Below are 25,965 nucleotides of genomic sequence, written 5' to 3'. Positions count from 1 at the left end.
TCCGCCACGCCGATGATCCAGTTCCGGCCGTCAAGCCCCCGCCGGTCGGGCAGACTCGAAGCAAACCCGAAGCACCTCCGATCCCGAGTCCGACCCCGAGGTTTCCCGAAAGAGGGTGGAACACGTGGACCGCTGCGTCGTCCTGGTGGACGCCGGCTACCTGCTGGGCGCCGCCGCCAGCCTCCTCGCCGGGGAACCGGCCCGCTCCCGGATCAGCGTCGACCACGCCGCGCTCATCCAGCAGCTGCGCCGCCGCGCCGAGGACGAGACCGCGCTGCCCCTGCTGCGGATCTACTGGTTCGACGGCGCGCCCGACCGGGTGCCGCAGCCCGAGCACCGCAGGCTGCGCGTGATGCCCCGGGTGACGGTGCGGCTCGGCGCCCTGACCCGCAGCGAGGGCCGCTGGGCGCAGAAGGGCGTCGACGCGGCCATGCACACCGAGCTCACCGAGCTCGCCCGCAACCGGGCCTGCTCCGACATCGTGCTGGTCACCGGCGACGGCGACCTGCTGCCCGGCCTCATGTCCGCCAAGGAGCACGGCGTCGCCGTCCACCTGTGGGCCGTCCAGGCCGCGGACGGCGACTACAACCAGTCGGAGGACCTCGTCGCCGAGGCCGACGAGCGACGGGTCCTCGACCGCGCCTTCATCACCCGGGCCGTCCGCGCCCGCGACCTCACCGGCCTCTGCGCCCCGGCCCCCGCCCCTCGCCCCGAGATCGCGGCCATCCTCTCCGCCCCACTGCCCGAATCCGCCCTCGCCGCCTCCGCCGAACGTGCGGCCGAGGCCGTCGAAGCCGCCGCCTCCGCCGTACGGAACGGGGAGCGGTCCGCCGCCGAGGCGTCCGACCCCTCCCGCGACGGCCACGGAGCCGACGGGCACGGCGAGCTCAACGATCACGCCGGGCACAACGGCCACACCGGGCACAACGGCCACGCCCCCGCCCCGGCGCACGGCAAGGGCATCCCCACCCCCAAGGACCTCGCGGGACTGCGCGCCCCGGCGGGCGGACCGGCCACGCCCTCCGCCACCCAGACGGCCAGCGCCCTGCGCTGGTCCTCCGACCGGGGCCTGATCGAACGCCCCGGCTCCTCCTGGGTCGGCGAGCCGCCGGAGACGGCCTCCCTGCCGACCCTCGCCCAGCTCACCAGCGCCGAGCAGCGCTGGGCCGACCGCGAGGAGGACATCACCACCGTCGGCGGCGACCCCTTCGAGGTCGGACAGGTGTTCGCCCGCCGGTGGATGGAGCGGCTCACCGACCCGGGCCACGTGCAGAAGCTCTCCGCCCTCTACCCCCGCATTCCGCACCGCATCGACGGCGAACTCCTCCGTTACGCCGCCCGCTTCGGCCTGCTCGCCCACAAGGACGACCAGATCGACGAGCACGACCGCTACGCCATCCGGGCCGGGTTCTGGCGCGAGATCGACGTCCGGGCCGCCGCCGAACACGCCCCCGCGCCCGGAGCCGGCCCGGCGACCCCGTAGGCTCTCCCTCCGTGAGTACGGTGTGCGTGGTGCGGGATCTGGTCAAGACGTACCCCGCCACGCGCGGCAGGCGCGGTACGCCCGCGACCCCGGAGGTGCGGGCCACCGACGGGATCAGCCTGGACGTGCGCGGCGGTGAGATCTTCGGGCTGCTCGGCCCCAACGGCGCCGGCAAGTCCACCCTCGTCCGCCAGCTCACCGGCCTCATGCGCCCCGACTCCGGCACCGTCGAACTCCTCGGGCACGACCTCGTCCGCCACCCCGGACGCGCCGCCCGCCTCCTCGCCTACCTCGGCCAGGAGTCCACCGCCCTCGACGAGCTGACCGTCTCCCTCGCCGCCGAGACCACCGGACGGCTCCGCGGCCTGTCCGCCCACGACGCCCGCGCCGAGCGCGATGCCGTCCTGGACGAGCTCGGCCTCGGCGAGATCGCCGGCCGGCCCCTGAAGAAGCTCTCCGGCGGCCAGCGCCGGCTCGCCTGCTTCGCCGCCGCCCTCGTCGGCCGCCGCCCCGTCCTCGTCCTGGACGAGCCCACCACCGGCATGGACCCGGTCGCCCGCCGGGCCGTCTGGGCGGCCGTCGACCGGCGGCGCGCCGAGCACGGCACCACGGTGCTCCTCGTCACCCACAACGTCATCGAGGCCGAGACCGTCCTCGACCGGGTCGCCGTCCTGGAACGCGGCCGGGTCATCGCCTGCGACACCCCGGCCGGCCTCAAGGAGCGCGTCGCCGGCGAGGTCCGCGTCGACCTGCTGTGGCGCGAAGCCGCCCCCCTCCACCTCCCCGAGGTCGCCGCCCTGCGCGGCCTCGCCCAGGAGTCCGGGCGCCGCTGGGTCCTCCGGCTCGCCCCCGACGCCGCCCGCGCGGCCGTCGCCGCCGTCACCGGCGGGGCCGCCTTCGCCGCGCTCGACGACTTCACCCTCGCCACCCCCAGCCTGGAGGACGTGTACCTCGCCCTCGGCGGCCGGACCGAGGGACTGGTGAAGGCGTGAACCCCCGCGTTTCGACCGTGACCGTCAGGAGCCGTACGCAGTGAGCACCGTGCCCGCCGAGGTTCTGCCGACCGCCGCGCGCCCCGCGGGGACCGGCCGGACGCAGGACGCCGCCGCGCCCCTCGCCCCGGCCGCCCGGCTGCTGCCCTCCCTGGCCGCCGTCTACCGTGCCCAGCTCTCGCGGGCCCGGGTCGCCCGCATCCCCCTCCTCTTCGTGGCGACGTTCCAGTCCGTCGGGATCATGGTCCTGATGCGCGGGGTCGTCGACGGCGGCAGCGAGGCGCGGGCCGTCGTCGCCGGGTCCTCCGTGCTCGTCGTCGCCTTCGTCGCGCTCAACCTGCTCGCCCAGTACTTCGGCCAGCTGCGGGCCGGTGGCGGCCTCGACCACTACGCCACCCTGCCCGTGCCGCCCGCCGCCGTCGTCCTCGGCGCCGCCGGGGCGTACGCCTCCTTCACCGTGCCCGGCACGGTCGTCACCGCCGTCACCGGCTCCGTCCTGTTCGGGCTGCCCCTCGGCCACCTGTGGATCCTCGGCGCCGTCGTCCCCCTCGCCGGGGCGGCGCTCGCCGGGCTCGGCGCGGCGCTCGGCCTCCTCGCCCCCCGCCAGGAGCTGGCCACCCTCCTCGGCCAGCTCGGCATGTCCGCCGCCCTGCTCCTCGGCGTCCTGCCCGCGGAGCGGCTGCCCGGGCCGATCGGCTGGGCGCGGGACCTGCTGCCCTCCACGTACGGCGTCGAAGCACTGGCCCGTACCTTCGCGCCGCACCCCGACTGGGTGGCCGTCGCCCGCGACCTCGCGGTGTGCGGAGTCGTCGGCGTGCTGTCCCTCGCGGTCGCCACGTGGGCCTACCGGCGGGCCGCGGTCCGCTGAGGCGGGGCACAGCCGCACCTGGCACGATGGCGGGGTGACCGCACCTCTGACTCCCTCTCAGCCTCCGCCGAACGATCCCGACTGGCCCCCGCCGCCCCCGCCGCTGCTCGGTCCGGCCGGCGACCCGATCACGGCGGCCGAAGTGGTGCAGGGCATCGTGGTGACGATCGCCTCGGCGGTCGCCGGAGCGCTCCTGGGCCTGCTGTGGCTCTGGCAGGCGCCGCACGTGAAGCTGATCTCCGACGGCAAGGGCGTCTACCTCCGCGACTCCGAGGGCGAGGCGGCGATCGGCGCGGACGGCACCTTCGTCCTGCTCGCGCTCGCCTTCGGCGCGGCCGCCGCGGTCCTGGTCTTCCTGCTGCGCCGCAAGGGCGGGGTGCCGCTCGTCCTCGGCCTGGCCGCCGGCGGTGTGCTCGGCTCGCTGCTCGCCTGGTGGCTGGGCTCCTCCCTCGGACCCACGGCGAACGTCGTCGCCCACGCCAAGCAGGTCGGCCCGAACGTCACCTTCGACGCGCCGCTCGAACTCAACATGGCCGCCGCCGCGATGCTGGCCTGGCCGCTCGCGGCGACCGTCGTGCACCTCGCCCTCACGGCCCTCTTCGGCCCCCGTGACCCGGAACCGGAGGGACCCTGGGGCCCCTGAGCGGTCCCGGACGGCGGCGAAGGGCCCGGCGGTGACGCACCCGCCGGGCCCTCTCACGTACCCGCCGCCTCCCGCCGGCCGCGCGGCGCCGTTCACCGCACCCCGGCCGCCGGGGACCGGCCGCTCGGCCCCGTCCGCTCAGTCCCGGCCGATCGGCGCCAGGACCGCCGAGGTGAGCGCCGCCAGGTCCGTGGGGGAGAGCTCGACCTCCAGCCCGCGCCGGCCCGCCGAGACGCAGATCGTCGCGTGCCCGGAGGCCGAGGAGTCGAGAACCGTCCGCAGCCGCTTGCGCTGCCCCAGCGGCGAGATCCCGCCCCGTACGTAGCCCGTGGTGCGCTCGGCCGCCGCCGGGTCGGCCATCGCCGCCCGCTTGCCGCCGACCGCAGAGGCCAGCGCCTTCAGGTCCAGCTGCCCCGCGACCGGGACCACCGCCACGGTCAGCTCGCCGTCCACGTCCGCCACCAGCGTCTTGAAGACCCGGTCGGGGGAGACGCCCAGGGCCTGCGCTGCCTCCTCGCCGTACGAGGGGGACGCCGGGTCGTGCTCGTACGCGTGCAGGGTGAACGGGGTGCCGGCCGAGGTCAGGGCCACCGTCGCGGGCGTGCCCCCGGCGTTCTTCCGCTTCTTCGCCACGCGCTCTCCTCGGGACTCAGTTCGGGTACGTCGGCGCGATCGTCAGATCCACCGCCGGCAGGGAGGGCAGGTGCCGCAGCACCGCCGTCTCCGAGCGCAGCAGCGCCAGCTCCTCGCGCAGCCGCGTCGCGGTGTCCGGGACCTGCAGGAGCCGCTGCTTCGACGGGGTGTCGAGCACCGCGGCCGCCGCCACCAGGTACGACACCACCGAGGGCTCGTCGGGCAGCTCGCTGGTCGTCAGCGACCGCTCCCGCGCTCCGGCCAGCCGCTTCTGGTAGTCGCGGAAGGCCCGCAGCACCCCCTCGGCGAGGCTGTCGGCGCCCTCCCCGGGCACCTCGGGGATCTCCTCCACCTCGGCCACCAGGAACGGACCGCTCGCGTCGACGGAGAGCAGCCGCACCCGGGTCGTGCCGGTGGCCATCACCTCGAAGCTGCCGTCGGCGCGCTCCCGGATCGAGGCCGCGTCGGCGACGCAGCCCACCTCGTGGAAGGAACGGATCGGATCGGGGCCGAAGCCCGCGGCGGGGCCCTTCTCCGGCAGCGCCGTCGGGTCCGGCATGCCGGGGGCGGTGGGCGCGACCTCGTGCCCGTCCCGGATGGCGACGACGGCGAAACGGCGCGGCTCGGACTCGTCGCCCGTGAGCAGCTCCCGCATCATGGCGCGATAACGCTCCTCGAAAACGTTCAGCGGCAGCACGAGGCCGGGGAACAGCACCGCGTTGAGCGGGAAGAGTGGCAGGCGAGCGGTGGTCACAGCGGTCAAGCCTAACGGCCGCCGGCCCCGCCCCGTCCGGGTATTTCCCGGCCGCCCTCCCACAGCGGCGTCCGGCGCGCCAGCTCGCCGCGCACCCGGTCCCGCGCGGCGAGGAATCCGCGGAGCGGATCCTGCCGTCCGGCACCCCACGGGAACGAGGTGGCGTACGGGCCGATCCGGCCGAATTCGGCCAGCGCGTCGGCCCACCGCCCCCGCGCCGCGAGCACGTACGCGAGGAGGTTGCGCACCTCCGCCGGCCACGGGTCGGCCGCGGGGAAGACCGCCGACAGGCCGAGCCCGCGGTCGGCGGCCCGGTCCACGCGCTCGCCGGCCACCGGCCGGCCCGATCCGGGCACCATCCGCAGCCGGTCGTAGGCCGCGCGGACCGGGAGCGCGCGGACCAGTGAGTCCGGGGCGGCGTCGTCGGCGGCCTGCTCGGCGAAGTCGAAGGCGGCCCGGTGCGAGCCGTACCACTGGGAGGACAGGTACTTCAGCGCGGCGACGTGGCAGCCGTAGTGGTGCGGGGAACGGCGCAGGGCCCGCTCCCACAGCGACTCGAAGACCGCGTGCCCGGCGTGCGCCCCGCGCGCGTGGTCCAGGGCGAGGCGCCACGGCACCGGGTCGTCCGGCGCCTCCTCCGTGATCCTCCGGATCAGCGGGTCCAGTTCGCGCAGCCGCTCGGCGCGGGCGGGCGACTCCCAGGCCCGGCGCACCGCGAGCTGCGCCGTGACGAGCAGCGCGTCCGGGTCCCCGGGCGACGCGGCCAGCCACTCGGTGAGCCAGCCGTCCCTGCTGTACGCGAAGGTGGCGAGCCGCGTCACGTACCGGTCGCGGTCCTCCCACTCGCCGCCGTCCCGCGTGGTGGCCAGCAGCTTGGCGGCGGGCCCGGGGTCGGCGAGCGCGGCGGAGACGAGCGCGGGGCCGAGCCGCCCGTCCGGGGCGTCGAGCAGCACGTCGTCGTCCGGCACGAGGCCGGCGGTGAGCCGGGGGGCGTGCCGGACCGCGCGGACGCTCCCGATCAGGGCGCGGAACAAGGACATGGTGCGACGCATTTTCCCATCCGCCGCCTTCCTCCCGCGCCCTCCTGCCCAGGGCCTTCACCCGCGCCTCACCGGCTCCCCGCACCCGGAGCGGCGGGCCGCCCCCGCCGGCCGGTCCTGCCGGGCCGCCGCTCAGCCTCGCCCCCGGGCCGGGTGGCCGGTCAGCCGCGGCGCAGCAGCCGGGTCGCGCCCGCTGCCACCGTCGTCGCCAGGACCCAGCCGACGAGGATCAGCACCGTGGCCACCCACTGCCAGATCCCCTCAAGGCGCCAGTAGCCCTCCTGCCCGAGATTGATCACCGGCAGCAGCAGGTCGAGGGCGTACAGCGTGGCGTTCCACTCCGGCGACTCCTCCTTCTTGAGCGGATCGGGGCGGTAGCGCGCGAAGGCCACCGTGCCCGCCGCCCACAGGACCGCCATCCACAGCGCCGCCCGGCCCGGCCGGTACCCGTAGGCCACCGTCAGGTCCTGGAGGTAGCCCCACAGCTTCCCCGCCACCGGCAGCGTCTCGCGTCTGCGCCGCTGCTTGGCGAGCAGCACCTCGCGGGCGTCCGCGTCCTCCCCGCTGGCGCGCAGGACCGTCGCGAGCCGCTCGTACGGCTCGGGGGCGTACTCCGGCGTGGCCGCCGCCACCCATTCCAGGCGCCTGGCCAGCGGGAAGTGCCCGTACGGCACCAGGTTCTCGTAGACGAAGCCGCCCATCGCCAGGCCCCCCGGCCCCGGCCAGCTGGTCGACAGGTCGATCAGCGTGACCACCTTCGCCCCGTTGAGCACCACCCGGCCCTCCTCCGGCCGCTCCCCGTTGAACCGCAGCTCGGGGGTGACGATCCGGCGCAGCGACACCTCCTCCCGGCGCGCCCCGTTCAGCACGAACCGCGCGTGGTGCAGGTCCACCGCGTCCCCGAACCGGCCGTCGTCGAGCCGCACCCCGCCGTGGCACTCCACCGGCTTGCGCCGTGCGTCCTGGGAGGGCGCCGTCCCGTACGGCGGGGTCCCCGTCACGTTCCCCGTGCCGTCGTACACCCACGCCGCGTTCAGGTACAGCGAGCGCTCCACCGTCAGCTGGGGCGCGTTGAGCGCCCGGCGCTGCTGCGCGCCGCGCAGCACACTGCCGCGCAGACTCAGCGAGACACCGATCTGCGCCCCGCGCAGGCTCAGCTCCCCGTAGGTCTCGATCAGCTCGGCCTGGAGGTCCTGCGCCACCACCATCCCGTCCGCCGCGATGGCCCGGCCCTGCCGGTCCGGCCACACCTGGATCTGGTTGATGAGCAGGTCCGTGCCGATCTGCGCGTCCGTCAGCCGGATGCCCCGCCGCACCCGGCAGCGCGGCAGGTGCAGGTCCCCCTCGGTGTGCAGCCGGGCCGCCTCCAGGCGCGGAATGGCGCACTCGACCAGCCGCAGCGTCCCGAACCGGGACTCCGGCACCACCACCTCGCCGTCGAACCGGCAGCCGGTCAGCTCCACGTACGGCCCTATCGTGCCGCCGGCCAGATTCAGCACCCCCGTGATCCGCGCCCCGCGCAGCTTCAGCGCGGCCACCCGCCCCGGCCGCGCCTGCGGCCCGTCGAGCAGCAGCCGCTGCACCACCTCGGCGCTGACGCACCGCTGCTCGCCCCACAGATGCGGCCCGAACGGGTCGTCCCGCTCCGCGATCCCCTCCGTCAGGTCGCACGTCCTGCCGATCCGGAACGCCCGCCACATGGCCTGCTCCGGACCCGTGAGACCCTCCGGCACCCCGTCCTCGTGCGGCTCGGTCAATGCCGCCCCCTCGCTTTCCACGATCCGCGTCCACGATTCCGCTGCCGGATTCGTGGATTCGTACAGCCGTTCTTCCCGGTGAGTGACGGGCTGAACGCTAACGGTCAGGAGTGGCGACCAGACGCCAGTGGGACGCGTATCAGCCAGTGATACGAGGGGCCGCGGCGTGTATCAGCCAGTGATACGGCCGACCGGCTCCTTCGGCCCGTCTGCGAGAATTGACCCGTGATCTCTCGAATCGATCTGCGCGGCGAGGCCCTCCCCGAGGGTTCCGCCCTGCGTGACCTGCTGCCCCGTGCCGAGTTCGACGTGGAAGCCGCCCTGGAGAAGGTGCGGCCGATCTGCGAGGCCGTGCATCATCGGGGCGACGCGGCGCTGATCGAGTACGCGGAGAAATTCGACGGCGTCCGGCTCGACCAGGTCCGGGTGCCCGCCGCCGCCCTGCGGCGCGCCCTCGACGAACTCGACCCCGCCGTCCGCGCCGGCCTGGAGGAGTCCATCCGGCGCGCCCGGCTGGTCCACGCCGCCCAGCGCCGCACCACCCACACCACCCAGGTCGTGCCCGGCGGCACCGTCACCGAGAAGTGGATCCCGGTCGAGCGCGTCGGCCTCTACGCCCCCGGCGGCCGCTCCGTCTACCCCTCCTCCGTGATCATGAACGCGGTCCCGGCCCAGGAGGCGGGCGTCGCCTCCGTCGCGCTGGCGTCCCCGCCGCAGAAGGAGTTCGGGGGTCTGCCGCACCCCACCATCCTGGCCGCCTGCGCCCTCCTCGGCGTGGACGAGGTGTACGCCGTGGGCGGCGCCCAGGCCGTCGCCATGTTCGCGTACGGCACCGAGTCCTGCGCGCCCGCGAACATGGTCACCGGCCCCGGCAACATCTGGGTCGCCGCCGCCAAGCGCTACTTCACCGGCCGCATCGGCATCGACACCGAGGCGGGCCCGACCGAGATCGCGGTCCTCGCGGACTCCACCGCCGACCCGGTCCACGTCGCCTCCGACCTGATCAGCCAGGCCGAGCACGACCCGCTCGCCGCCGCCGTCCTCGTCACCGACTCTCCCGAGCTCGCCGAGGCCGTCGAGAAGGAGCTTCGGACGCAGGTCGCCGCCGCCAAGCACGTCGACGACCGGATCGCCCCCGCCCTCTCCGGCAAGCAGTCCGCGATCGTCCTGGTCGACGGCGTGGAGGAGGGCCTGCGCGTCGTCGACGCCTACGGCGCCGAGCACCTGGAGATCCAGACCCGCGACGCCGCCGCCGTCGCCGACCGGGTCCGCAACGCGGGCGCGATCTTCGTCGGCCCCTGGGCCCCGGTCTCCCTCGGCGACTACTGCGCCGGCTCCAACCACGTCCTGCCCACCGGCGGCTGCGCCTGCCACTCCTCGGGCCTCTCCGTGCAGTCCTTCCTGCGCGGTGTGCACATCGTGGACTACACCCGCGACGCGCTCGCCGAGGTCGCCCACCACGTGGTGACCCTCGCCGAGGCGGAGGACCTGCCCGCCCACGGCGCCGCGATCAAGGCGAGGTTCGGATGGAAGGTGCCGCAGACCCCGTGACCGGAATCGACGACCTCCCCATCCGCGACGAGCTGAAGGGCAAGTCCCCCTACGGCGCGCCGCAGCTGGACGTGCCCGTCCAGCTGAACACCAACGAGAACCCCTACCCGCTGCCCGAGCCGCTCGTGGCCCGGATCGCCGAGCGGGTCGCCGAGGCCGCCCGCGGCCTCAACCGCTACCCCGACCGGGACGCGGTCGAGCTGCGCACCGAGCTCGCCCGCTACCTCACCCGAACCGGCAAGCACCCGGTCACCCTCGGGAACGTCTGGGCCGCCAACGGCTCCAACGAGGTCCTCCAGCAGCTCCTCCAGGCCTTCGGCGGCCCCGGCCGTACCGCGATCGGCTTCGAGCCCTCGTACTCGATGCACGCCCTGATCGCCCGCGGCACCGGCACCGGCTGGATCTCCGGGCCGCGCAACGAGGACTTCACCGTGGACGTGGCGGCCGCCCGCGAGGCGATCGCCGAGCACCGGCCCGACGTCGTCTTCATCACCTCCCCCAACAACCCCACCGGTACCGCCGTCGAGACCGACACCGTCCTCGCCCTGTACGAGGCCGCCCAGGCCGCGAAGCCCTCCCTGGTCGTCGTGGACGAGGCGTACGTGGAGTTCAGCCACCACGACTCGGCCCTGCCCCTCATCGAGGGCCGGCCGCACCTGGTGGTCTCCCGCACCATGTCCAAGGCCTTCGGCGCCGCCGGACTGCGCCTCGGCTACCTCGCCGCCCACCCGGCGGTGGTCGACGCGGTGCAGCTGGTCCGCCTCCCGTACCACCTCTCCGCCGTCACCCAGGCCACCGCGCTCGCCGCCCTGGAGCACACCGACACCCTCCTCGGGTACGTCGAGCAGCTCAAGGCCGAGCGGGACCGGCTCGTCACCGAGCTGCGGGCGATCGGCTACGAGGTCACCGACTCCGACGCCAACTTCGTCCAGTTCGGGCGCTTCGACGGGGCCGAGGGCTCCCACGAAGCCTGGCGGAAGATCCTCGACCGGGGCGTCCTGGTCCGGGACAACGGCGTACCGGGCTGGCTGCGGGTCACCGCCGGCACCCCCGAAGAGAACGACGCGTTCCTCGACGCGGTCCGTGAACTGATGAAGGAGCAGAAGCGATGAGCCGCGTAGGCCGCGTTGAGCGCACCACCAAGGAGACCTCCGTCGTCGTCGAGATCGACCTCGACGGCACCGGAAAGGTCGACGTGTCGACCGGGGTCGGCTTCTACGACCACATGCTCGACCAGCTCGGCCGGCACGGTCTGTTCGACCTGACCGTGAAGACCGACGGCGACCTGCACATCGACTCGCACCACACCATCGAGGACACCGCCCTCGCCCTCGGTGCCGCCTTCAAGCAGGCCCTCGGCGACAAGGTCGGCATCTACCGCTTCGGCAACTGCACCGTGCCGCTGGACGAGTCGCTCGCCCAGGTCACCGTCGACCTCTCCGGCCGCCCCTACCTCGTGCACACCGAGCCCGAGAACATGGCGCCGATGATCGGCTCGTACGACACGACGATGACGCGCCACATCCTGGAGTCCTTCGTGGCCCAGGCCCAGATCGCGCTGCACGTCCACGTCCCGTACGGGCGCAACGCCCACCACATCGTGGAGTGCCAGTTCAAGGCGCTCGCCCGCGCCCTGCGGTACGCCTCCGAGCGCGACCCGCGCGCCGCCGGCATCCTCCCCTCCACGAAGGGCGCCCTGTAGTCGTGAACGGCCTCTCCACCATCCTGATCGTCGTCGGGCTGTTCCTCCTCGGCGGCATCTACTCCTTCGTCAAGCAGCAGATGCCCAAGGGTCTGATCGTGCTGCTCTCCCTCGGCGCGGCGATGTGTCTCGCCGCCGGTGTACTGCGACTGGACGTATGGGCATGAGTACGGCATCCCCGAAGAAGGTCGTCGTCTTCGACTACGGCTTCGGCAACGTCCGCTCCGCCGAGCGCGCGCTCGCCCGGGTCGGCGCCGACGTCGAGATCACCCGCGACTACGAGAAGGCGATGAACGCCGACGGACTCCTCGTCCCCGGCGTCGGCGCCTTCTCCGCCTGCATGCGGGGGCTCAAGGAGGCCCGCGGCGACTGGATCATCGGCCGCCGGCTCTCCGGGGGCCGCCCGGTCATGGGCATCTGCGTCGGCATGCAGATCCTCTTCGCCCGCGGCGTCGAGCACGGCGTCGAGACCGAGGGCCTCGACGAGTGGCCCGGCAGCGTCGAGCCCCTGAACGCCCCGGTCGTGCCGCACATGGGCTGGAACACGGTCGAGGCGGCCGACGGCAGCGAGCTGTTCGCCGGCCTGGACGCCGACGCCCGGTTCTACTTCGTGCACTCCTACGCGGTGCGCGACTGGACCCTGGAGATCGGCAACCCCACCCTCGCCGCCCCGAAGGTCACCTGGGCGACCCACGGCGAACCGTTCGTCGCCGCGGTCGAGAACGGCGCCCTGTGGGCGACCCAGTTCCACCCGGAGAAGTCCGGTGACGCCGGCGCCCAGCTCCTCACCAACTGGATCGGAACCCTGTGACTGTGTTGTCTGGAAGCGTGCTCGAACTCCTCCCCGCCGTCGACGTCCGCGACGGTCAGGCCGTCCGTCTCGTGCACGGCGAGTCCGGCACCGAGACCTCCTACGGCTCCCCGCTGGAGGCCGCCCTCGCCTGGCAGAACTCCGGCGCCGAGTGGCTGCACCTGGTCGACCTCGACGCGGCCTTCGGCACCGGCGACAACCGTGAGCTGATCGCCCAGGTCGCCGGCGCGATGGACATCAAGGTCGAGCTGTCCGGCGGCATCCGCGACGACGCCTCCCTCGCCGCCGCCCTCGCCACCGGCTGCACCCGCGTCAACCTGGGCACGGCCGCCCTGGAGACCCCCGAGTGGGTCGCCAAGGTCATCGCCGAGCACGGCGACAAGATCGCCGTCGGCCTCGACGTGCGCGGCACGACCCTGCGCGGGCGCGGCTGGACCCGCGACGGCGGCGACCTGTACGAGACGCTGGCCCGCCTCGACTCCGAGGGCTGCGCCCGCTACGTCGTCACCGACATCGCCAAGGACGGCACCCTGCAGGGCCCCAACCTGGAGCTCCTGAAGAACGTCTGCGCGGCCACCGACAAGCCGGTCGTCGCCTCCGGCGGCGTCTCCTCCCTGGACGACCTGCGGGCCCTGTCGGGTCTCGTCCCGCTGGGCGTCGAGGGCGCGATCGTCGGCAAGGCGCTCTACGCCAAGGCCTTCACCCTCGAAGAGGCCCTGGAGGCGGTGGCCTCGGCATGACCGACGCGCTCCGCAAGGTCGTCACCGGAGCCCCGTGGGAGGAGCAGTTCGGCTACTCCCGCGCGGTCGAGCTCCCTAACGGCCTGGTCCTGGTCTCCGGCTGCACCTCGGTGGTCGACGGACAGATCGCCGAGGGCGGCCCGTACGACCAGGCCGTCAACTCCTTCCAGGTGGCCCTCGGTGCCCTGAAGCAGCTCGGCCTCGGCGTGGAGGACGTGGTGCGGACCCGGATGTACCTCACCCACGCGCGTGACGTGGAGGAGGTCGGCCGGGCCCACAAGGACCTGTTCGACGCCGTCCGCCCCGCCGCGTCGATGCTCATCGTCTCCGGCTTCGTTGACCCCCGCCTCGTCGTCGAGGTCGAGGTCGAGGCGTACAGGAGGAACGCGGCATGAGCCTCGCCGTACGAGTGATCCCCTGCCTGGACGTGGACAACGGCCGCGTCGTCAAGGGCGTCAACTTCCAGAACCTGCGGGACGCGGGCGACCCCGTCGAGATGGCCAAGCTGTACGACGCCGAGGGCGCCGACGAGCTCACCTTCCTCGACATCACCGCCTCCTCCGGCAACCGGGAGACCACCTACGACGTGGTGCGCCGCACCGCCGAGCAGGTCTTCATCCCGCTCACCGTGGGCGGCGGGGTGCGCTCCGCAGAGGACGTCGACAAGCTGCTGCGGGCCGGGGCCGACAAGGTGGGCGTCAACACCGCCGCCATCGCCCGCCCCGAGCTGATCCAGGAGATCGCGGAGCGCTTCGGCCGCCAGGTCCTCGTGCTCTCGGTCGACGCCCGGCGCACGGCCTCGGGTTCCTTCGAGGTCACCACGCACGGCGGCCGCAAGGGCACCGGCATCGACGCCGTGGAGTGGGCCCACCGGGCCGCCGAGCTGGGCGCGGGGGAGATCCTGCTCAACTCGATGGACGCGGACGGGACGAAGGACGGCTACGACACCGAGATGATCGCGGCCGTGCGCAAGCACGTCACGGTGCCGGTGATCGCCTCCGGCGGAGCCGGGAAGCTCTCCGACTTCCCGCCGGCCGTGGCGGCGGGCGCGGACGCGGTGCTCGCGGCCTCCGTCTTCCACTTCGGCGACCTGCGGATCTCGCAGGTCAAGGACGCGCTGCGGGAGGCGGGCCGGCCGGTCCGCTGAGCGCTCGACAGGAAGGGCCCCCGCGGGGGCCCTTCCTCTTCCCGAGATGCACAGGATTTATTGTGCAATTTATCTTGCGCAAGATTTCCTTCCTTTCTAGGGTCGTGGACATGACGTCGCCGGAGAACCGCCGGATCACCGATCTCGGCACCCTCAAAGCCATCTCGCACCCGCTGCGGATGCGCCTCTACCGCGCCCTCTTCGTGGCCCGCACCGCCACCGCCTCCCAGCTCGCCGACCAGGTCGACGAGGCCGTCTCCCTCGTCAGCTACCACCTGCGCAAGCTCGCCGACCACGGTCTGATCGAGGAGGCCGAGACGCAGTCGGCGGACGGCCGCGAACGCTGGTGGAAGCCCAGCTCGTACGGCTTCAGCATCCAGGAGGAGGACGTCAGGGACGCCCCCGAGCTGGCCGCCGCGAGCGACGCCTTCGGCCGCACGGTCAACGAGCAGCGCGTCGAACTCCACCGCCGCTTCCTCGACGAGCGGCTCACCTGGTCCCCCGAATGGCGCTCCGCCCCCCTCAGCTCCGAGTGGCTGCCCCGCCTCAACGCCGCCGAGCTGACCGCCCTCGGCCAGGAGCTCGAAGCAGTCCTGCAGAAGTACGACCGGGCCGCCCGCGCGGCCGAAGCGGCCGGCGACACCGAGGGCCGCGAGAACGTCGCCGTGCACCTCCACGCGTTCCCCTACCGCTCGTGACGGCCACCGTCGTCGCGCCGCCGGGCCGCCCCGCCCACCGTGACCCCCAGGTCCTGCGCTGGCTCGGCGCCTACACCGCCTCCACCACCGGCGACATGGTCTACCACCTGGCCCTCTCCTGGGCCGCCGTCCAGAGCGGCACCCCCGCGCAGGCCGGGATCGTGCTCTCCCTGAGCGCCGTGATGCGCGCCCTGCTGATGCTCTTCGGGGGAGTGGTCGCCGACCGGTTCGGACCCCGCCGGGTCGTCATCTCCTCCGATGCCGTCCGCTGTGTCGTCGTCCTCGGCGTCGCCGCCCTGCTCGCGCTCTCCACCCCGGGGCTCTGGGCCCTCGCCGCCCTCGCGGTCGTCTTCGGAGCCGTGGACGCCCTCTTCATGCCCGCCGTCGGCGCCCTGCCACCGCGGATCGCGCCCCCCGCCCAGCTCGGCAGGGTCCAGGGCATGCGGAGCCTCTCGTACCGGACATCGGTCCTGCTCGGCGCTCCGCTCGGCGGGCTCGCGGTCGCCCTCGGCGGACCGGCCGCCGCGTTCGGCGCGGCGGGACTGCTCTTCGCCTTCTCGCTGCCCCTGCTCCTGGCGCTCCGCCTCTCGCCGCTGCCCTCCGGCGGCGGGCGGCCACGGGAGAGGACCACCGCCCTGCGCGACCTCACCGACGGACTGCGCTACATCCGCCGGCACCGCGTCCTCGGCCCGCTGGTGATCGTCGTCGCCCTGAGCGACCTCGGCTTCGTCGGCCCCCTCAACGTCGGCCTCGCGCTCCTCTCCGACCAGCGCGGCTGGGGCGCCGCCGGCGTCGGCTGGGTCCTCGCCGGCTTCGGTACGGGAGCGGGCGCCGCGTCCCTGGTCCTGACCGTACGGGGCCGCATCCCGCGCGCCGGCCGGGTCCTCGCCTGGACCATCGCCCTCGGCGCGGTGTCGATCGGCGCCCTCGCGTATGTGCCGCGGCTGCCGGCGGCCGTGGCCGTGTCCGTCGCGATCGGCCTGCTCGCCGGACTCAGCGGCGCGCTGTGCGGAGCGCTCACCCAGACCGAGTGCGACCCCGCCTACCTGGGCCGGGTCACCTCGGTGACCACCTTCTTCAGCCTCGGCGTCGCCCCGCTGAGCTTCCCGCTCACCGGGGCGGCCGTCGCCATGTGGGGCCCGGCGCCGGTCTTCACCGCCAGCGCCGCCGTCTGCGTCCTCGGCGGGCTCTACGGCCTCTCGGCGCAGGCCCTGCGCCGCGCGGAGATGCCCTGACGGTCCCGGCTCAGATCCCCAGCTGCTTCGTCTCCCGCAGCCGCTCGATCGCCTCCGGCTCCCCGTCCAGGTCCACCTTCGCCGCGCCCTGCCGCCCGAACAGGTACATCATCAGCTCACCCGGCTCCCCGGAGACCGTCACCACCGGGGTGCCGCGGTGGGCGACCACCGTCTGGCCGTTGGGGCGGCGCAGCACCAGGCCCACCGGCGCCTTGCGGCCCAGCAGCCGGGCGGTGCGCTCCAGGCGCGACCAGAGCGCGTCCGCGAAGACCGGGTCCGGCTCGCGGGCCGGCCAGTCGCCCTGCGCCCGCCGGACGTCCTCCGCGTGGACGTAGAACTCGACCACGTTCGCCCCCTCGTCCACCTGCTTGATGGTGAACGGCGAGAACCGGGGCGGCCCCGTCCTGATCAGCTGGATCAGTTCCTCGTACGGCTTCGCGGCGAACTCCTCCCGCACCCGCTCCGCCCGCTCCCGCAGCACCGGCACCAGCGAGCCCGCCGCCGCGTCCGGCCGGCGCTCCCGCACCACCACATGGGCCGCCAGGTCCCGGGTCCGCCAGCCCTCGCAGAGCGTCGGGGCGTCCGGGCCCGCCGCCTCCAACAGGTCGGCGAGCAGAAGTCGTTCACGTGTGGCATGCGTCGACATGCACGCCAGCGTACGTCCCGGCCGCCGCGTCCGCCCAGTGGACACCGGCCCGGACACCCCTTCCCGCCACGGCACAATGGCGCCATGAGCAGCAATCTCGACCCGGCCGTGGCCGCCCGGCTCACGCGCAGCCCCGACGGGCTCCTCCCCGCCATCGCCCAGCAGTACGACACCGGCGAGGTGCTGATGCTCGGCTGGATGGACGACGAGGCCCTCCACCGCACCCTCACCACCGGCCGGTGCACCTACTGGTCGCGCAGCCGCCAGGAGTACTGGGTCAAGGGCGACACCTCCGGCCACGTCCAGCACGTCAAGTCCGTCGCGCTCGACTGCGACGCCGACACGATCCTCGTCAAGGTCGACCAGATCGGCGCCGCCTGCCACACCGGCACGCGCACCTGCTTCGACACCGACGTGCTCCTCGCGGCCGAGTAGGGTCTGGCGCCATGGATCTCGACACCTTCCGCAAGCTGGCGGCCGACCGCCGCGTCATCCCCGTCAGCCGCAGGCTCCTCGCGGACGGCGACACCCCGGTCGGGCTCTACCGCAAGCTCGCCGCCGAACGCCCCGGCACCTTCCTCCTCGAGTCCGCGGAGAACGGCCGCAGCTGGTCCCGCTACTCCTTCATCGGGGTCCGCAGCGACGCCACCCTCACGGTGAAGGACGGCGAGGCCCACTGGCTCGGCACCCCGCCCGTCGGCGTCCCCGCCGACGGCGACCCCCTCCAGGCCCTGCGCGCCACCGTCGAGACCCTGCACACCCCCCGCGACCTCGCGAGCGGCATGCCCCCGTTCACCGGCGGCATGGTCGGCTATCTCGGCTACGACATCGTGCGCCGCCTGGAGCGCATCGGCGAGCACACCCGCGACGACCTGGAGCTCCCCGAGCTCACCATGCTCCTCACCAGCGACCTCGCCGTCCTGGACCACTGGGACGGCACGGTCCTGCTGATCGCCAACGCGATCAACCACAACGACCTGGAGACCGGCGTCGACGAGGCCTACGCCCACGCCGTCGCGCGCCTCGACGCGATGGAGGCCGACCTGGCCCGCCCCGTCGCGAGCACCCCCGCCACCCTGCCCGCCTCCGAGCTGCCGGAGGTATCGGCGCTCTGGGGCGGTCCGGCCTACCAGGAGGCCGTCGAGGACATCAAGGAGCGCATCCGGGCCGGCGAGGCCTTCCAGGTGGTCCCCTCCCAGCGCTTCGAGACCCCCTGCACCGCCTCCGCCCTGGACGTCTACCGGGTCCTGCGGGCCACCAACCCGTCCCCGTACATGTACCTCTTCCGCTTCGAGAACGGCTTCGACGTCGTGGGCTCCAGCCCCGAGGCCCTGGTGAAGGTCGAGGACGGGCAGGCGATGCTCCACCCCATCGCGGGCACCCGCCACCGCGGCGCCACCCCGCAGGAGGACCACGACCTCGCCGAGGAGCTGCTCGCCGACCCCAAGGAACGCGCCGAGCACCTCATGCTGGTCGACCTCGGGCGCAACGACCTCGGCCGGGTCTGCGAGCCCGGCTCCGTCGAGGTCGTCGATTTCATGTCGATCGAGCGGTACTCCCACGTCATGCACATCGTGTCGACGGTGACCGGCCGCGTCGCCGAGGGCAGGACCGCCTTCGACGTGCTCACCGCCTGCTTCCCGGCCGGCACGCTCTCCGGGGCCCCCAAGCCCCGCGCGATGCAGATCATCGAGGAGCTGGAGCCGTCCCGGCGCGGTCTGTACGGCGGGTGCGTCGGCTACCTGGACTTCGCCGGCGACTCCGACACCGCCATCGCCATCCGTACCGCCCTGCTGCGCGGCGGCACCGCGTACGTGCAGGCGGGAGCCGGTGTGGTCGCCGACTCCGACCCGGTCGCCGAGGACGCCGAGTGCCGCAACAAGGCCGCCGCCGTCCTCCGCGCCGTCCACACCGCCAACCGGATGACCACCACCGGCTGAACCGGCCGGGAGGGACGTAAGGGATAGTGGGGTACGTGAGTGCTGTACCCGTACCCCAGCCCCGAGCCGCCCGCGCGGCCGTCTCCCCCGGCGGCAGCAGGCGCAGCCTGGCCGCCGCCCTCCTCCTCGGCGCCCTCGGAGCCACCGTCGTACTGCTCTCCTCGGGCCAGATCTGGGCGGAGGGCACCGCGTCCGTCGGCGGTGGCACCGTCCCGGTCGAAGCCCAGGGCGGCACCGTCACCGGCGTCCCCACCGCCCTCGCCATCGTCGGCCTCGCCGCGCTGGTCGCCGTCTTCGCCGTCCGCCGTGCCGGCCGGACCCTGGTCGCCGCGCTCCTCGCGCTGAGCGGCGCCGGGGCCGCCCTCGCGGCGGTCCTCGGTGCCTCCGACCGCGCCGCCCTCGACGCCGAGGCCGCCCGCATCAGCGGCGACACCGCCGCCGCCGTGGCCGGTCTCACCCACACCGCCTGGCCGTACGTCGCCGCCGGCGGCGCCGTCCTCATCCTGCTCGCCGGGATCGTCGCGCTGCGCTTCGGCACCAGCTGGCCGGCGATGGGCGGACGGTACGAGCGGACCGCCGGACCCCGCACCGCCCGCACGGCGCGCCCGGCAGACCCGGACCGCCCCGAGGACCTGTGGAAGGCCCTGGACCGCGGCGAGGACCCCACGCACGGGACGTGAGACGGGCGCGCGCGGCCCCGGCCGCCGCGCGCGGGGGAGGCGCCGGGCGCGACGCGTGATCGTCCGGCACCCCCGATTCACCCTCGCGCGCCCGCGTGCGGGACAATGAGAGCCGAGTGTCCGCGCACGCGAGACCTCACCACCGAGCAACAGCAACGAGGAGCAACTCATGGCGGGCAGCGCCCACGGACACACCCCGGCCGCCTGGACCGGTGTCATCATCTCCTTCATCGGCTTCTGCATCGCCGGGGTCTTCATGGTGGCGGCCAACGTGCCCGGTTTCTGGGCCGGCGTGGGCGTCATCGTGCTCGGCGGCATCGTCGGCGGTGCCATGAAGGCGGCCGGCCTCGGCATGCCGAAGGAGTCGGAGACCGTCGCCGCGGCCCGCGCCGCCGCGACCGAGTCCGCCCGGGCCCGCGTCTGACCCGACACGCGTTCGACGGGATCGAGGGCGCAGTCCGGCCGTGCCGGGCTGCGCCCTCGCGCGTCAGGGGCGACAATCACCGCGTGGACGCGCAGCCGACGGCCGGAGCCGTGACCAACGATCCCCCCGCCCCACCGGACCGCCCGGCGGCCCCCGGGCCCGGCGCGGCGCACGGCCCCGAGGGCCCCGCTCCCGCACCGGAGAATCCGCAGCCCGCGCCCTCCCCGGGCCGAGCCGCCGCCCCCGTACCCGGGAACCCGGCTCCCGCGCCCTCCCCGGCCCCCGCCAACGGCCCCGTACCCCCGCCGCACGGGCACCCGTACGCCCCGCCGCACGGCCACTCCCACCCGTACGCCCACGGCCCCGCGCGCCCGCCCCGGAACCGGCCGCCCGCCCTGCGTCTGCTCGCCCCCGCCGGGACGCTCGCCGGTGTCGCCGCCGCCTTCGCCTACGTCGGGGCCGTCGACCCCAACGAACCCGGGCACTACCCCGTCTGCCCGCTCCTGCGCTTCACCGGCCTGTACTGCCCCGGCTGCGGCGGCCTGCGCAGCGCCCACGCCTTCGTCCACGGCGACCTGCCCACCGCGCTCGGCGCCAACGCACTCGCCGTCGCCGGCTACGGCCTGTTCGCCGTCCTCATCGCCGTCTGGCTGGTCCGCGCCGTCCGCGGGACCCCGATGCGCGTCGATCTCTCCCCGGCCTGGTGGTGGGGGATCGGCGCCGTCCTCGCCCTCTTCACCCTGGTCCGGAACCTGCCCTTCGGCTCCGCGCTGGTCCCGTGACGCCCGGCCCGGCCGCCCCACGGGTCCCAGCAGGTGGGACGCCGCTCCCGCCGATGCGGGCACCGAGCCCTCCTGCGGATAGGATCGAAGTGGCTGAACCTGGTTCATCATCACCAACAACGTCCCGGAAGGGGGCCTCTCGCGTGAGTGTGCTCGACGAGATCATCGAGGGCGTCCGCGCCGACCTCGCGGAGCGGCAGGCGCGGGTCTCCCTCGACGAGCTCAAGGAGCGCGCCGCCAAGGCGCCGCAGGCCAAGGACGGCGTCGCCGCGCTGCGCGGGGACGGCGTCACGGTGATCTGCGAGGTCAAGCGCTCCAGCCCGTCCAAGGGCGCCCTCGCCGCGATCGCCGACCCGGCCGGTCTCGCCGCCGACTACGAGGCCGGCGGCGCCGCCGTCATCTCCGTGCTCACCGAGCAGCGCCGCTTCGGCGGCTCGCTCGCCGACCTGGAGGCCGTCCGCGCCCGCGTCGACATCCCGGTGCTGCGCAAGGACTTCATCGTCACGGCCTACCAGCTCTGGGAGGCCCGGGCGTACGGGGCCGACCTCGCGCTCCTCATCGTCGCGGCCCTGGAGCAGGAAGCCCTCGTCTCCCTCATCGAGCGCGCCGAGTCCATCGGGCTCACCCCGCTCGTCGAGGTCCACGACGAGGAGGAGGTCGAGCGCGCCGTCGACGCGGGCGCCCGGATCATCGGCGTCAACGCGCGCAACCTCAAGACCCTCCAGGTCGACCGCTCCACCTTCGAGCGCGTCGCCCCGGAGATCCCGGCCGGCATCGTCAAGATCGCCGAGTCCGGCGTCCGCGGCCCGCACGACCTGATCGCCTACGCCAACGCCGGCGCCGACGCGGTCCTCGTCGGCGAGTCCCTCGTCACCGGCCGCGACCCCAAGGCCGCCGTCGCCGACCTGGTCGCCGCCGGCGCCCACCCGGCCCTGCGCCACGGCCGGAGCTGACCGCACCATGCCCATCGCCGCCCGCCTCGCCCCCGGCTGCCGCCCCCGCGGCTGCCGCGCGCCCGCGCGCCGCGTCCACGGGCGGCGCGTGCGGTACGTGATCGGCGACGAGCCGGGCCAGGTCAACGGCATGCGATGGCGCCCGCGCCGAGCGCGCGTCTCCTGACGACTCCGTCACCCCTCCACGGCTTGTGTGCCCCCCGGCCCCGCCCATGCGGGCGGTCCCGCCGGCGGGCCGACGCGTACCCGCGACGGCCGCGTGAGGGATGTGTTCCGTACGTGAGTGACGCCGCGCACACCGTCACCTTCCACCCCACGCGTACCCGGGGCGTCCGCCCCGCGAGGAGCAACCGCATGTCCAGCGAGTTCTTCATTCCCGATCCCGACGGCCAGGTCCCGTCCCCCGAGGGCTACTTCGGCGCCTACGGGGGCAAGTTCATCCCCGAGGCCCTCGTCGCCGCCGTGGACGAGGTGGCCGTCGAGTACGAGAAGGCCAAGGCCGACCCCGAGTTCGCCCGCGAGCTCGGCGACCTCATGGTCCACTACACCGGCCGCCCCAGCGCCCTCACCGAGGTCCCCCGCTTCGCCGAGCACGCCGGCGGCGCCCGGATCTTCCTCAAGCGCGAGGACCTCAACCACACCGGCTCGCACAAGATCAACAACGTGCTCGGCCAGGCCCTGCTCACCCGGCGCATGGGCAAGACCCGGGTCATCGCCGAGACGGGCGCCGGGCAGCACGGCGTCGCCACCGCCACCGCCTGCGCGCTCTTCGGCCTCGAGTGCACCATCTACATGGGCGAGATCGACACCCAGCGGCAGGCGCTCAACGTCGCCCGGATGCGCATGCTCGGCGCCGAGGTCGTCGCCGTGAAGTCCGGCAGCCGCACCCTCAAGGACGCCATCAACGAGGCGTTCCGGGACTGGGTCGCCAACGTCGACCGCACCCACTACCTCTTCGGCACCGTCGCGGGACCGCACCCCTTCCCGGCCATGGTCCGCGACTTCCACCGGGTCATCGGCGTCGAGGCCCGCCGCCAGATCCTGGAGCGCGCCGGACGCCTGCCCGACGCGGCCGTCGCCTGCGTCGGCGGCGGCTCCAACGCGATCGGCCTCTTCCACGCCTTCGTCCCGGACGCCTCCGTCCGGCTGATCGGCTGCGAACCGGCCGGCCACGGCGTCGAGACCGGCGAGCACGCCGCCACCCTCACCGCGGGCGAGCCCGGCATCCTGCACGGTTCCCGGTCGTACGTCCTCCAGGACGACGAGGGCCAGATCACCGAGCCGTACTCGATCTCCGCCGGCCTCGACTACCCCGGCATCGGCCCCGAGCACGCCTACCTGAAGGACAGCGGCCGCGGCGAGTACCGGGCCGTCACCGACGCCGCCGCCATGAACGCCCTGCGCCTGCTCTCGCGCACCGAGGGCATCATCCCGGCCATCGAGTCGGCGCACGCCCTCGCCGGGGCCCTGGAGGTGGGCCGCGAACTCGGCCCGGACGGGCTGCTCGTCGTCAACCTCTCCGGGCGCGGCGACAAGGACATGGACACCGCGGCCCGCTACTTCGGGCTGTACGACACCGACGCCGAGGTGGCGGCCGGCGCCGCCGGCACCGCCGAGATCGAGGGGGACGCGAAGTGACCGGCAACATCCAGCTCCTCGGCGACACCCTCGCCGCGGCGAAGGCGGAGAACCGGGCGGCGCTCATCGCCTACCTCCCGGCGGGCTTCCCCACCGTCGACGGCGGCATCGCCGCGATCAAGGCCGTCTTCGACGGCGGCGCCGACGTGGTCGAGGTCGGTCTGCCGCACAGCGACCCGGTCCTCGACGGCCCGGTCATCCAGACCGCCGACGACATCGCCCTGCGCGGCGGCGTCAGGATCGCCGACGTCATGCGGACGGTGAAGGAGGCGCACGAGGCCACCGGCAAGCCGGTCCTCGTCATGACCTACTGGAACCCGATCGACCGCTACGGCGTCGAGCGCTTCACCGAGGAGCTCGCCGAGGCCGGCGGCGCGGGCTGCATCCTGCCCGACCTGCCGGTCCAGGAGTCCGCCCTCTGGCGCGAACACGCGGACAAGCACGGTCTCGCCACCGTCTTCGTCGTCGCCCCCAGCAGCAGGGACGAGCGGCTCGGCACCATCACCGACGCCGGCTCCGGCTTCGTCTACGCCGCCTCCCTCATGGGCGTCACCGGAACCCGTGCCTCGGTCGGCGAGCAGGCCGCCGACCTGGTCCGCCGCACCCGCGCCGCCGACCGCTCCGGCCGGCTGCCCGTCTGCGTCGGCCTCGGCGTCTCCAACGCCGAACAGGCCAAGGAGGTCGCCGGCTTCGCCGACGGCGTCATCGTCGGCTCCGCCTTCGTCCAGCGCATCCTCGACGCCGGGGGCGACGAGGCCGCCGGCCTCACCGGGGTAAGGGAACTGGCGGCCGAACTCGCGCGGGGTGTCCGCCGGGATTCGTAACCCGTTCGGGTGGAACTCGGACCGGGGAGGCGCGGTTGTGCCTCCCCGGTTCGTTGCGTGGGGCGTGAGCGAGAAGAACCGTGACGGTAGGAACGGGAGCGCGCGCGAGCGCCTCCAGCAGCAGCGCGAGCGAGAGAAGGCGCGCGAGAAGCGCCGGCGCGTCCTGATCGTGTCCGCGGCGGTGGTCGGCGTCCTGGGCCTCGCCGCCGTCGTCGGAGTGATCGCCGCCGGCGGGGACAAGGACGGCGACTCCGACAAGGCGGGCCCCGTCGTCGCCCCCAGCGGCGCCGTCGACGGCGAGAAGCCCGCCATCGTCACGGGCCGGCCGGACGCCCCCTCCACCCTCGCGATCTGGGAGGACTTCCGCTGCCCGGCCTGCGCCGCCTTCGAGAACGCCTTCCGGGACACCATCCACGAGCTGGAGGCCTCCGGCGCGCTCAAGACCGAGTACCACCTCGCCACGCTCATCGACGGCAACATGGGCGGCAGCGGCTCCCTGCGCGCGGCGAACGCGGCGGCCTGCGCCCAGGACGCCGGGAAGTTCACCCCGTACCACGACACGCTCTACATCAACCAGCCGCCGGAGCCCGACGACGCCTTCGCCAAGAACGCCAAGCTGATCGAGCTGGCGGCCAAGGTGCCGGGGCTCGACACGCCCGCCTTCCGCTCCTGCGTCGAGGAGAGCACGCACGACGGCTGGGTCGCCGCGTCCCACGAGGCCTTCAAGAAGGGCAGCTTCCGCGGCACCCCGTCCGTCCTCCTCAACGGAGAGGCGATCTTCCCGACCAAGGGGAACGAGCAGATCTCCAAGGAGAACCTGAAGAAGTGGGTCGCCGAGGCCAACAAGGGCAAGAAGCCCGGTACGGCCTCCCCGTCGGCGGGCTGACCCTTCCGGCCGGTTAGTTACGCAGACGTTGCCGGGTGGGCTGCCGTCCCGCCCGCCCGGCAGGGTAGCGTCGGTGCTGCCATGGACCTTGCCTACATTCCCAGCCCGTCGACCGGCGTGATCAACCTCGGACCGATCCCGCTGCGCGGCTATGCCTTCTGCATCATCATCGGTGTCTTCGTCGCCGTCTGGTACGGCAACAAGCGCTGGATCGCCCGGGGCGGCACCGCCGGCACCGTGGCCGACATCGCCGTCTGGGCGGTGCCCTTCGGCCTCGTCGGCGGACGCCTCTACCACGTGATCACCGATTACCAGCTGTACTTCAGCGAGGGTGAGAACTGGGTCGACGCCTTCAAGATCTGGGAGGGCGGCCTCGGCATCTGGGGCGCCATCGCGCTCGGCGCGGTGGGCGCCTGGATCGGCTGCCGCCGGCGGGGCATCCCGCTCCCCGCGTACGCCGACGCCATCGCCCCCGGCATCGCCCTCGCCCAGGCCATCGGCCGCTGGGGCAACTGGTTCAACCAGGAGCTGTACGGCCGGCCGACCGACCTCCCGTGGGCGCTGAAGATCACGGAGAGCGCCAACCGCGAGGCCGGCTACTACCACCCCACCTTCCTGTACGAGTCGCTGTGGTGCGTCGGCGTGGCGCTCCTGGTCGTCTGGGCCGACCGCCGCTTCCGGCTCGGCCACGGACGGGCCTTCGCCCTGTACGTCGCCGCGTACTGCGCCGGCCGGGGCTGGATCGAGTACATGCGGGTGGACGAGGCGCACCACGTGCTCGGTCTGCGCCTGAACGTGTGGACCGCGATCGTCGTCTTCCTGCTGGCCGTGGTGTACATGGTCGTCTCGGCCCGGGTCCGCCCCGGCCGCGAGGAGATCGTGGAGCCCCGGGCCGCCGCCGGGAAGGCCGCCGCCGAGGCGGCCGGCGCGGAGGACGACGGGCCGGACGAGGCGTCCGGGAACACCGGAGAGGACGCCCCGGAGAGCGCGGGCAAGGGTGCGGGCGAGGGCGCCGAGGGCGCCGGATCGGCGGCCAAGAGCTGATCCGCCGTGGCCGGGGGCCGCCGGGACCGACAGGTTCCGGCGGCCCCTTCTTCTGTCCGGGTCCGGTTCTGCCCGGCTCCTGCCCCGGCCGGGG

30 protein-coding genes are annotated in these 25,965 nt (G+C 74.1%); 25 read left to right on the top strand and 5 right to left on the bottom strand.

Annotated elements, in window-relative coordinates; all coding sequences use genetic code 11:
• Positions 1-115 precede the first annotated feature (115 nt).
• From ABTY40_RS08220 to ABTY40_RS08205, 4 genes are read left to right on the top strand one after another with little or no spacing between them, the layout of a single operon-like run.
• Positions 116-1,483, top strand: coding sequence for an NYN domain-containing protein (locus ABTY40_RS08220; RefSeq protein ID WP_352058754.1), 1,368 nt, complete (start codon positions 116-118; stop codon positions 1,481-1,483).
• Between the two features lie 11 nt (positions 1,484-1,494).
• Positions 1,495-2,475: an ABC transporter ATP-binding protein gene (locus tag ABTY40_RS08215; protein WP_352058753.1), complete on the top strand. Its 981-nt coding sequence runs from the start codon at positions 1,495-1,497 to the stop codon at positions 2,473-2,475.
• 49 nt (positions 2,476-2,524) lie between these two features.
• Complete coding sequence (locus ABTY40_RS08210) at positions 2,525-3,343, top strand: ABC transporter permease (RefSeq protein ID WP_386332576.1); 819 nt, start codon at positions 2,525-2,527, stop codon at positions 3,341-3,343.
• A gap of 34 nt (positions 3,344-3,377) precedes the next feature.
• Positions 3,378-3,986: a DUF2567 domain-containing protein gene (locus ABTY40_RS08205; protein WP_352058752.1), complete on the top strand. Its 609-nt coding sequence runs from the start codon at positions 3,378-3,380 to the stop codon at positions 3,984-3,986.
• 138 nt (positions 3,987-4,124) lie between these two features.
• On the opposite strand, the gene ybaK is transcribed toward ABTY40_RS08205, so the two are convergent.
• From ybaK to ABTY40_RS08185, 4 genes are all read right to left on the bottom strand, one after another.
• Entirely contained in the window at positions 4,125-4,619 is a 495-nt protein-coding gene (gene ybaK / locus ABTY40_RS08200; protein ID WP_352058751.1) for a Cys-tRNA(Pro) deacylase, read from the bottom strand.
• Between the two features lie 16 nt (positions 4,620-4,635).
• Entirely contained in the window at positions 4,636-5,373 is a 738-nt protein-coding gene (locus tag ABTY40_RS08195) for an LON peptidase substrate-binding domain-containing protein (RefSeq protein ID WP_345281049.1), read from the bottom strand.
• 11 nt (positions 5,374-5,384) lie between these two features.
• Positions 5,385-6,425, bottom strand: a complete 1,041-nt coding sequence (locus tag ABTY40_RS08190; RefSeq protein WP_352058750.1) for a hypothetical protein — start codon at positions 6,423-6,425, stop codon at positions 5,385-5,387.
• A 149-nt stretch (positions 6,426-6,574) separates the two neighbouring features.
• Positions 6,575-8,170 (bottom strand): oxidoreductase, encoded by a 1,596-nt coding sequence (locus tag ABTY40_RS08185; RefSeq protein WP_345281045.1) that lies wholly within the window; start codon positions 8,168-8,170, stop codon positions 6,575-6,577.
• Positions 8,171-8,395: 225 nt separating this feature from the next.
• Here ABTY40_RS08185 and hisD point away from each other — a divergent pair, with 225 nt between their 5' ends.
• The 10 genes from hisD (at position 8,396) to ABTY40_RS08135 (ending at position 16,054) form a co-directional block, all read left to right on the top strand.
• Entirely contained in the window at positions 8,396-9,721 is a 1,326-nt protein-coding gene (hisD, locus tag ABTY40_RS08180) for a histidinol dehydrogenase (protein ID WP_352058749.1), read from the top strand.
• Positions 9,718-10,833, top strand: coding sequence for a histidinol-phosphate transaminase (locus ABTY40_RS08175; RefSeq protein ID WP_352058748.1), 1,116 nt, complete (start codon positions 9,718-9,720; stop codon positions 10,831-10,833). Before hisD ends, ABTY40_RS08175 begins: the two co-directional genes overlap by 4 nt.
• Positions 10,830-11,423: an imidazoleglycerol-phosphate dehydratase HisB gene (hisB, locus tag ABTY40_RS08170; protein WP_030492957.1), complete on the top strand. Its 594-nt coding sequence runs from the start codon at positions 10,830-10,832 to the stop codon at positions 11,421-11,423. The genes ABTY40_RS08175 and hisB overlap by 4 nt, the downstream gene beginning before the upstream one ends.
• A gap of 2 nt (positions 11,424-11,425) precedes the next feature.
• On the top strand, positions 11,426-11,590 hold the full coding sequence (locus ABTY40_RS08165) for a CG2302 family histidine operon protein (RefSeq protein ID WP_345281038.1): 165 nt from the start codon (positions 11,426-11,428) through the stop codon (positions 11,588-11,590).
• Positions 11,587-12,234 (top strand): imidazole glycerol phosphate synthase subunit HisH, encoded by a 648-nt coding sequence (gene hisH, locus ABTY40_RS08160; RefSeq protein WP_345281036.1) that lies wholly within the window; start codon positions 11,587-11,589, stop codon positions 12,232-12,234. Before ABTY40_RS08165 ends, hisH begins: the two co-directional genes overlap by 4 nt.
• A 5-nt stretch (positions 12,235-12,239) precedes the next feature.
• Complete coding sequence (gene priA, locus ABTY40_RS08155) at positions 12,240-12,974, top strand: bifunctional 1-(5-phosphoribosyl)-5-((5-phosphoribosylamino)methylideneamino)imidazole-4-carboxamide isomerase/phosphoribosylanthranilate isomerase PriA (RefSeq protein WP_352058828.1); 735 nt, start codon at positions 12,240-12,242, stop codon at positions 12,972-12,974.
• The gene (locus ABTY40_RS08150; RefSeq protein WP_352058747.1) at positions 12,971-13,369 is read left to right on the top strand and encodes a RidA family protein; all 399 of its coding nucleotides are present in this window, start codon (positions 12,971-12,973) and stop codon (positions 13,367-13,369) included. Before priA ends, ABTY40_RS08150 begins: the two co-directional genes overlap by 4 nt.
• The gene (gene hisF, locus ABTY40_RS08145) at positions 13,366-14,121 is read left to right on the top strand and encodes an imidazole glycerol phosphate synthase subunit HisF (protein ID WP_345281032.1); all 756 of its coding nucleotides are present in this window, start codon (positions 13,366-13,368) and stop codon (positions 14,119-14,121) included. Before ABTY40_RS08150 ends, hisF begins: the two co-directional genes overlap by 4 nt.
• Before the next feature lie 110 nt (positions 14,122-14,231).
• Positions 14,232-14,819, top strand: a complete 588-nt coding sequence (locus ABTY40_RS08140; RefSeq protein WP_352058746.1) for an ArsR/SmtB family transcription factor — start codon at positions 14,232-14,234, stop codon at positions 14,817-14,819.
• Complete coding sequence (locus ABTY40_RS08135; protein WP_352058745.1) at positions 14,816-16,054, top strand: MFS transporter; 1,239 nt, start codon at positions 14,816-14,818, stop codon at positions 16,052-16,054. The genes ABTY40_RS08140 and ABTY40_RS08135 overlap by 4 nt, the downstream gene beginning before the upstream one ends.
• A 10-nt stretch (positions 16,055-16,064) precedes the next feature.
• Here the strand turns inward: ABTY40_RS08135 and ABTY40_RS08130 are convergent, their stop codons facing one another.
• Entirely contained in the window at positions 16,065-16,700 is a 636-nt protein-coding gene (locus ABTY40_RS08130; RefSeq protein WP_352058744.1) for a TIGR03085 family metal-binding protein, read from the bottom strand.
• A gap of 84 nt (positions 16,701-16,784) precedes the next feature.
• On the opposite strand from ABTY40_RS08130, the gene hisI reads away from it, so the two are divergent.
• From hisI to lgt, 11 genes are all read left to right on the top strand, one after another.
• Positions 16,785-17,135: a phosphoribosyl-AMP cyclohydrolase gene (gene hisI, locus ABTY40_RS08125; protein WP_352058743.1), complete on the top strand. Its 351-nt coding sequence runs from the start codon at positions 16,785-16,787 to the stop codon at positions 17,133-17,135.
• Between the two features lie 11 nt (positions 17,136-17,146).
• Positions 17,147-18,640: an anthranilate synthase component I gene (locus tag ABTY40_RS08120; protein ID WP_352058742.1), complete on the top strand. Its 1,494-nt coding sequence runs from the start codon at positions 17,147-17,149 to the stop codon at positions 18,638-18,640.
• 26 nt (positions 18,641-18,666) lie between these two features.
• Positions 18,667-19,320: a TIGR02234 family membrane protein gene (locus ABTY40_RS08115; RefSeq protein WP_352058741.1), complete on the top strand. Its 654-nt coding sequence runs from the start codon at positions 18,667-18,669 to the stop codon at positions 19,318-19,320.
• Positions 19,321-19,489: 169 nt separating this feature from the next.
• Positions 19,490-19,744 carry an HGxxPAAW family protein gene (locus ABTY40_RS08110; RefSeq protein WP_352058740.1) on the top strand — a complete coding sequence of 85 codons (255 nt, stop codon included), beginning with the start codon at positions 19,490-19,492 and terminating at the stop codon, positions 19,742-19,744.
• A gap of 83 nt (positions 19,745-19,827) precedes the next feature.
• Positions 19,828-20,526, top strand: coding sequence for a DUF2752 domain-containing protein (locus ABTY40_RS30860; RefSeq protein ID WP_502990513.1), 699 nt, complete (start codon positions 19,828-19,830; stop codon positions 20,524-20,526).
• 143 nt (positions 20,527-20,669) lie between these two features.
• On the top strand, positions 20,670-21,479 hold the full coding sequence (gene trpC / locus ABTY40_RS08100) for an indole-3-glycerol phosphate synthase TrpC (protein WP_352058739.1): 810 nt from the start codon (positions 20,670-20,672) through the stop codon (positions 21,477-21,479).
• A 7-nt stretch (positions 21,480-21,486) separates the two neighbouring features.
• Entirely contained in the window at positions 21,487-21,645 is a 159-nt protein-coding gene (trpM, locus tag ABTY40_RS08095) for a tryptophan biosynthesis modulator TrpM (RefSeq protein ID WP_345281015.1), read from the top strand.
• 188 nt (positions 21,646-21,833) lie between these two features.
• A complete protein-coding gene (gene trpB / locus ABTY40_RS08090; RefSeq protein WP_352058738.1) occupies positions 21,834-23,117 on the top strand; it encodes a tryptophan synthase subunit beta in 1,284 nt (427 codons plus the stop codon).
• The gene (gene trpA / locus ABTY40_RS08085; protein ID WP_352058737.1) at positions 23,114-23,941 is read left to right on the top strand and encodes a tryptophan synthase subunit alpha; all 828 of its coding nucleotides are present in this window, start codon (positions 23,114-23,116) and stop codon (positions 23,939-23,941) included. Before trpB ends, trpA begins: the two co-directional genes overlap by 4 nt.
• Positions 23,942-24,005: 64 nt before the next feature.
• Positions 24,006-24,827: a DsbA family protein gene (locus ABTY40_RS08080; protein WP_352058736.1), complete on the top strand. Its 822-nt coding sequence runs from the start codon at positions 24,006-24,008 to the stop codon at positions 24,825-24,827.
• An 81-nt stretch (positions 24,828-24,908) separates the two neighbouring features.
• A complete protein-coding gene (gene lgt, locus ABTY40_RS08075) occupies positions 24,909-25,871 on the top strand; it encodes a prolipoprotein diacylglyceryl transferase (protein WP_352058735.1) in 963 nt (320 codons plus the stop codon).
• Positions 25,872-25,965 lie beyond the last annotated feature (94 nt).

Source organism: Streptomyces sp. NPDC126503 (assembly GCF_040302405.1).
Taxonomy (GTDB): domain Bacteria; phylum Actinomycetota; class Actinomycetes; order Streptomycetales; family Streptomycetaceae; genus Streptomyces; species Streptomyces gulbargensis.
Note: the sequence above shows the minus strand (reverse complement) of the source record. Positions and strands in the feature narration are given on the sequence as shown.

Coding starts and splice junctions, on each gene's coding strand:
- ABTY40_RS08190 (WP_352058750.1), bottom strand. CDS start 6,425: ATGCGTCGCACCATGTCCTTGTTCCGCGCCCTGATCGGGAGCGTCCGC.
- hisB (WP_030492957.1), top strand. CDS start 10,830: ATGAGCCGCGTAGGCCGCGTTGAGCGCACCACCAAGGAGACCTCCGTC.
- hisH (WP_345281036.1), top strand. CDS start 11,587: ATGAGTACGGCATCCCCGAAGAAGGTCGTCGTCTTCGACTACGGCTTC.
- ABTY40_RS08150 (WP_352058747.1), top strand. CDS start 12,971: ATGACCGACGCGCTCCGCAAGGTCGTCACCGGAGCCCCGTGGGAGGAG.
- hisF (WP_345281032.1), top strand. CDS start 13,366: ATGAGCCTCGCCGTACGAGTGATCCCCTGCCTGGACGTGGACAACGGC.
- ABTY40_RS08140 (WP_352058746.1), top strand. CDS start 14,232: ATGACGTCGCCGGAGAACCGCCGGATCACCGATCTCGGCACCCTCAAA.
- ABTY40_RS08130 (WP_352058744.1), bottom strand. CDS start 16,700: ATGTCGACGCATGCCACACGTGAACGACTTCTGCTCGCCGACCTGTTG.
- hisI (WP_352058743.1), top strand. CDS start 16,785: ATGAGCAGCAATCTCGACCCGGCCGTGGCCGCCCGGCTCACGCGCAGC.
- ABTY40_RS08120 (WP_352058742.1), top strand. CDS start 17,147: ATGGATCTCGACACCTTCCGCAAGCTGGCGGCCGACCGCCGCGTCATC.
- ABTY40_RS08110 (WP_352058740.1), top strand. CDS start 19,490: ATGGCGGGCAGCGCCCACGGACACACCCCGGCCGCCTGGACCGGTGTC.
- trpM (WP_345281015.1), top strand. CDS start 21,487: ATGCCCATCGCCGCCCGCCTCGCCCCCGGCTGCCGCCCCCGCGGCTGC.
- trpB (WP_352058738.1), top strand. CDS start 21,834: ATGTCCAGCGAGTTCTTCATTCCCGATCCCGACGGCCAGGTCCCGTCC.
- lgt (WP_352058735.1), top strand. CDS start 24,909: ATGGACCTTGCCTACATTCCCAGCCCGTCGACCGGCGTGATCAACCTC.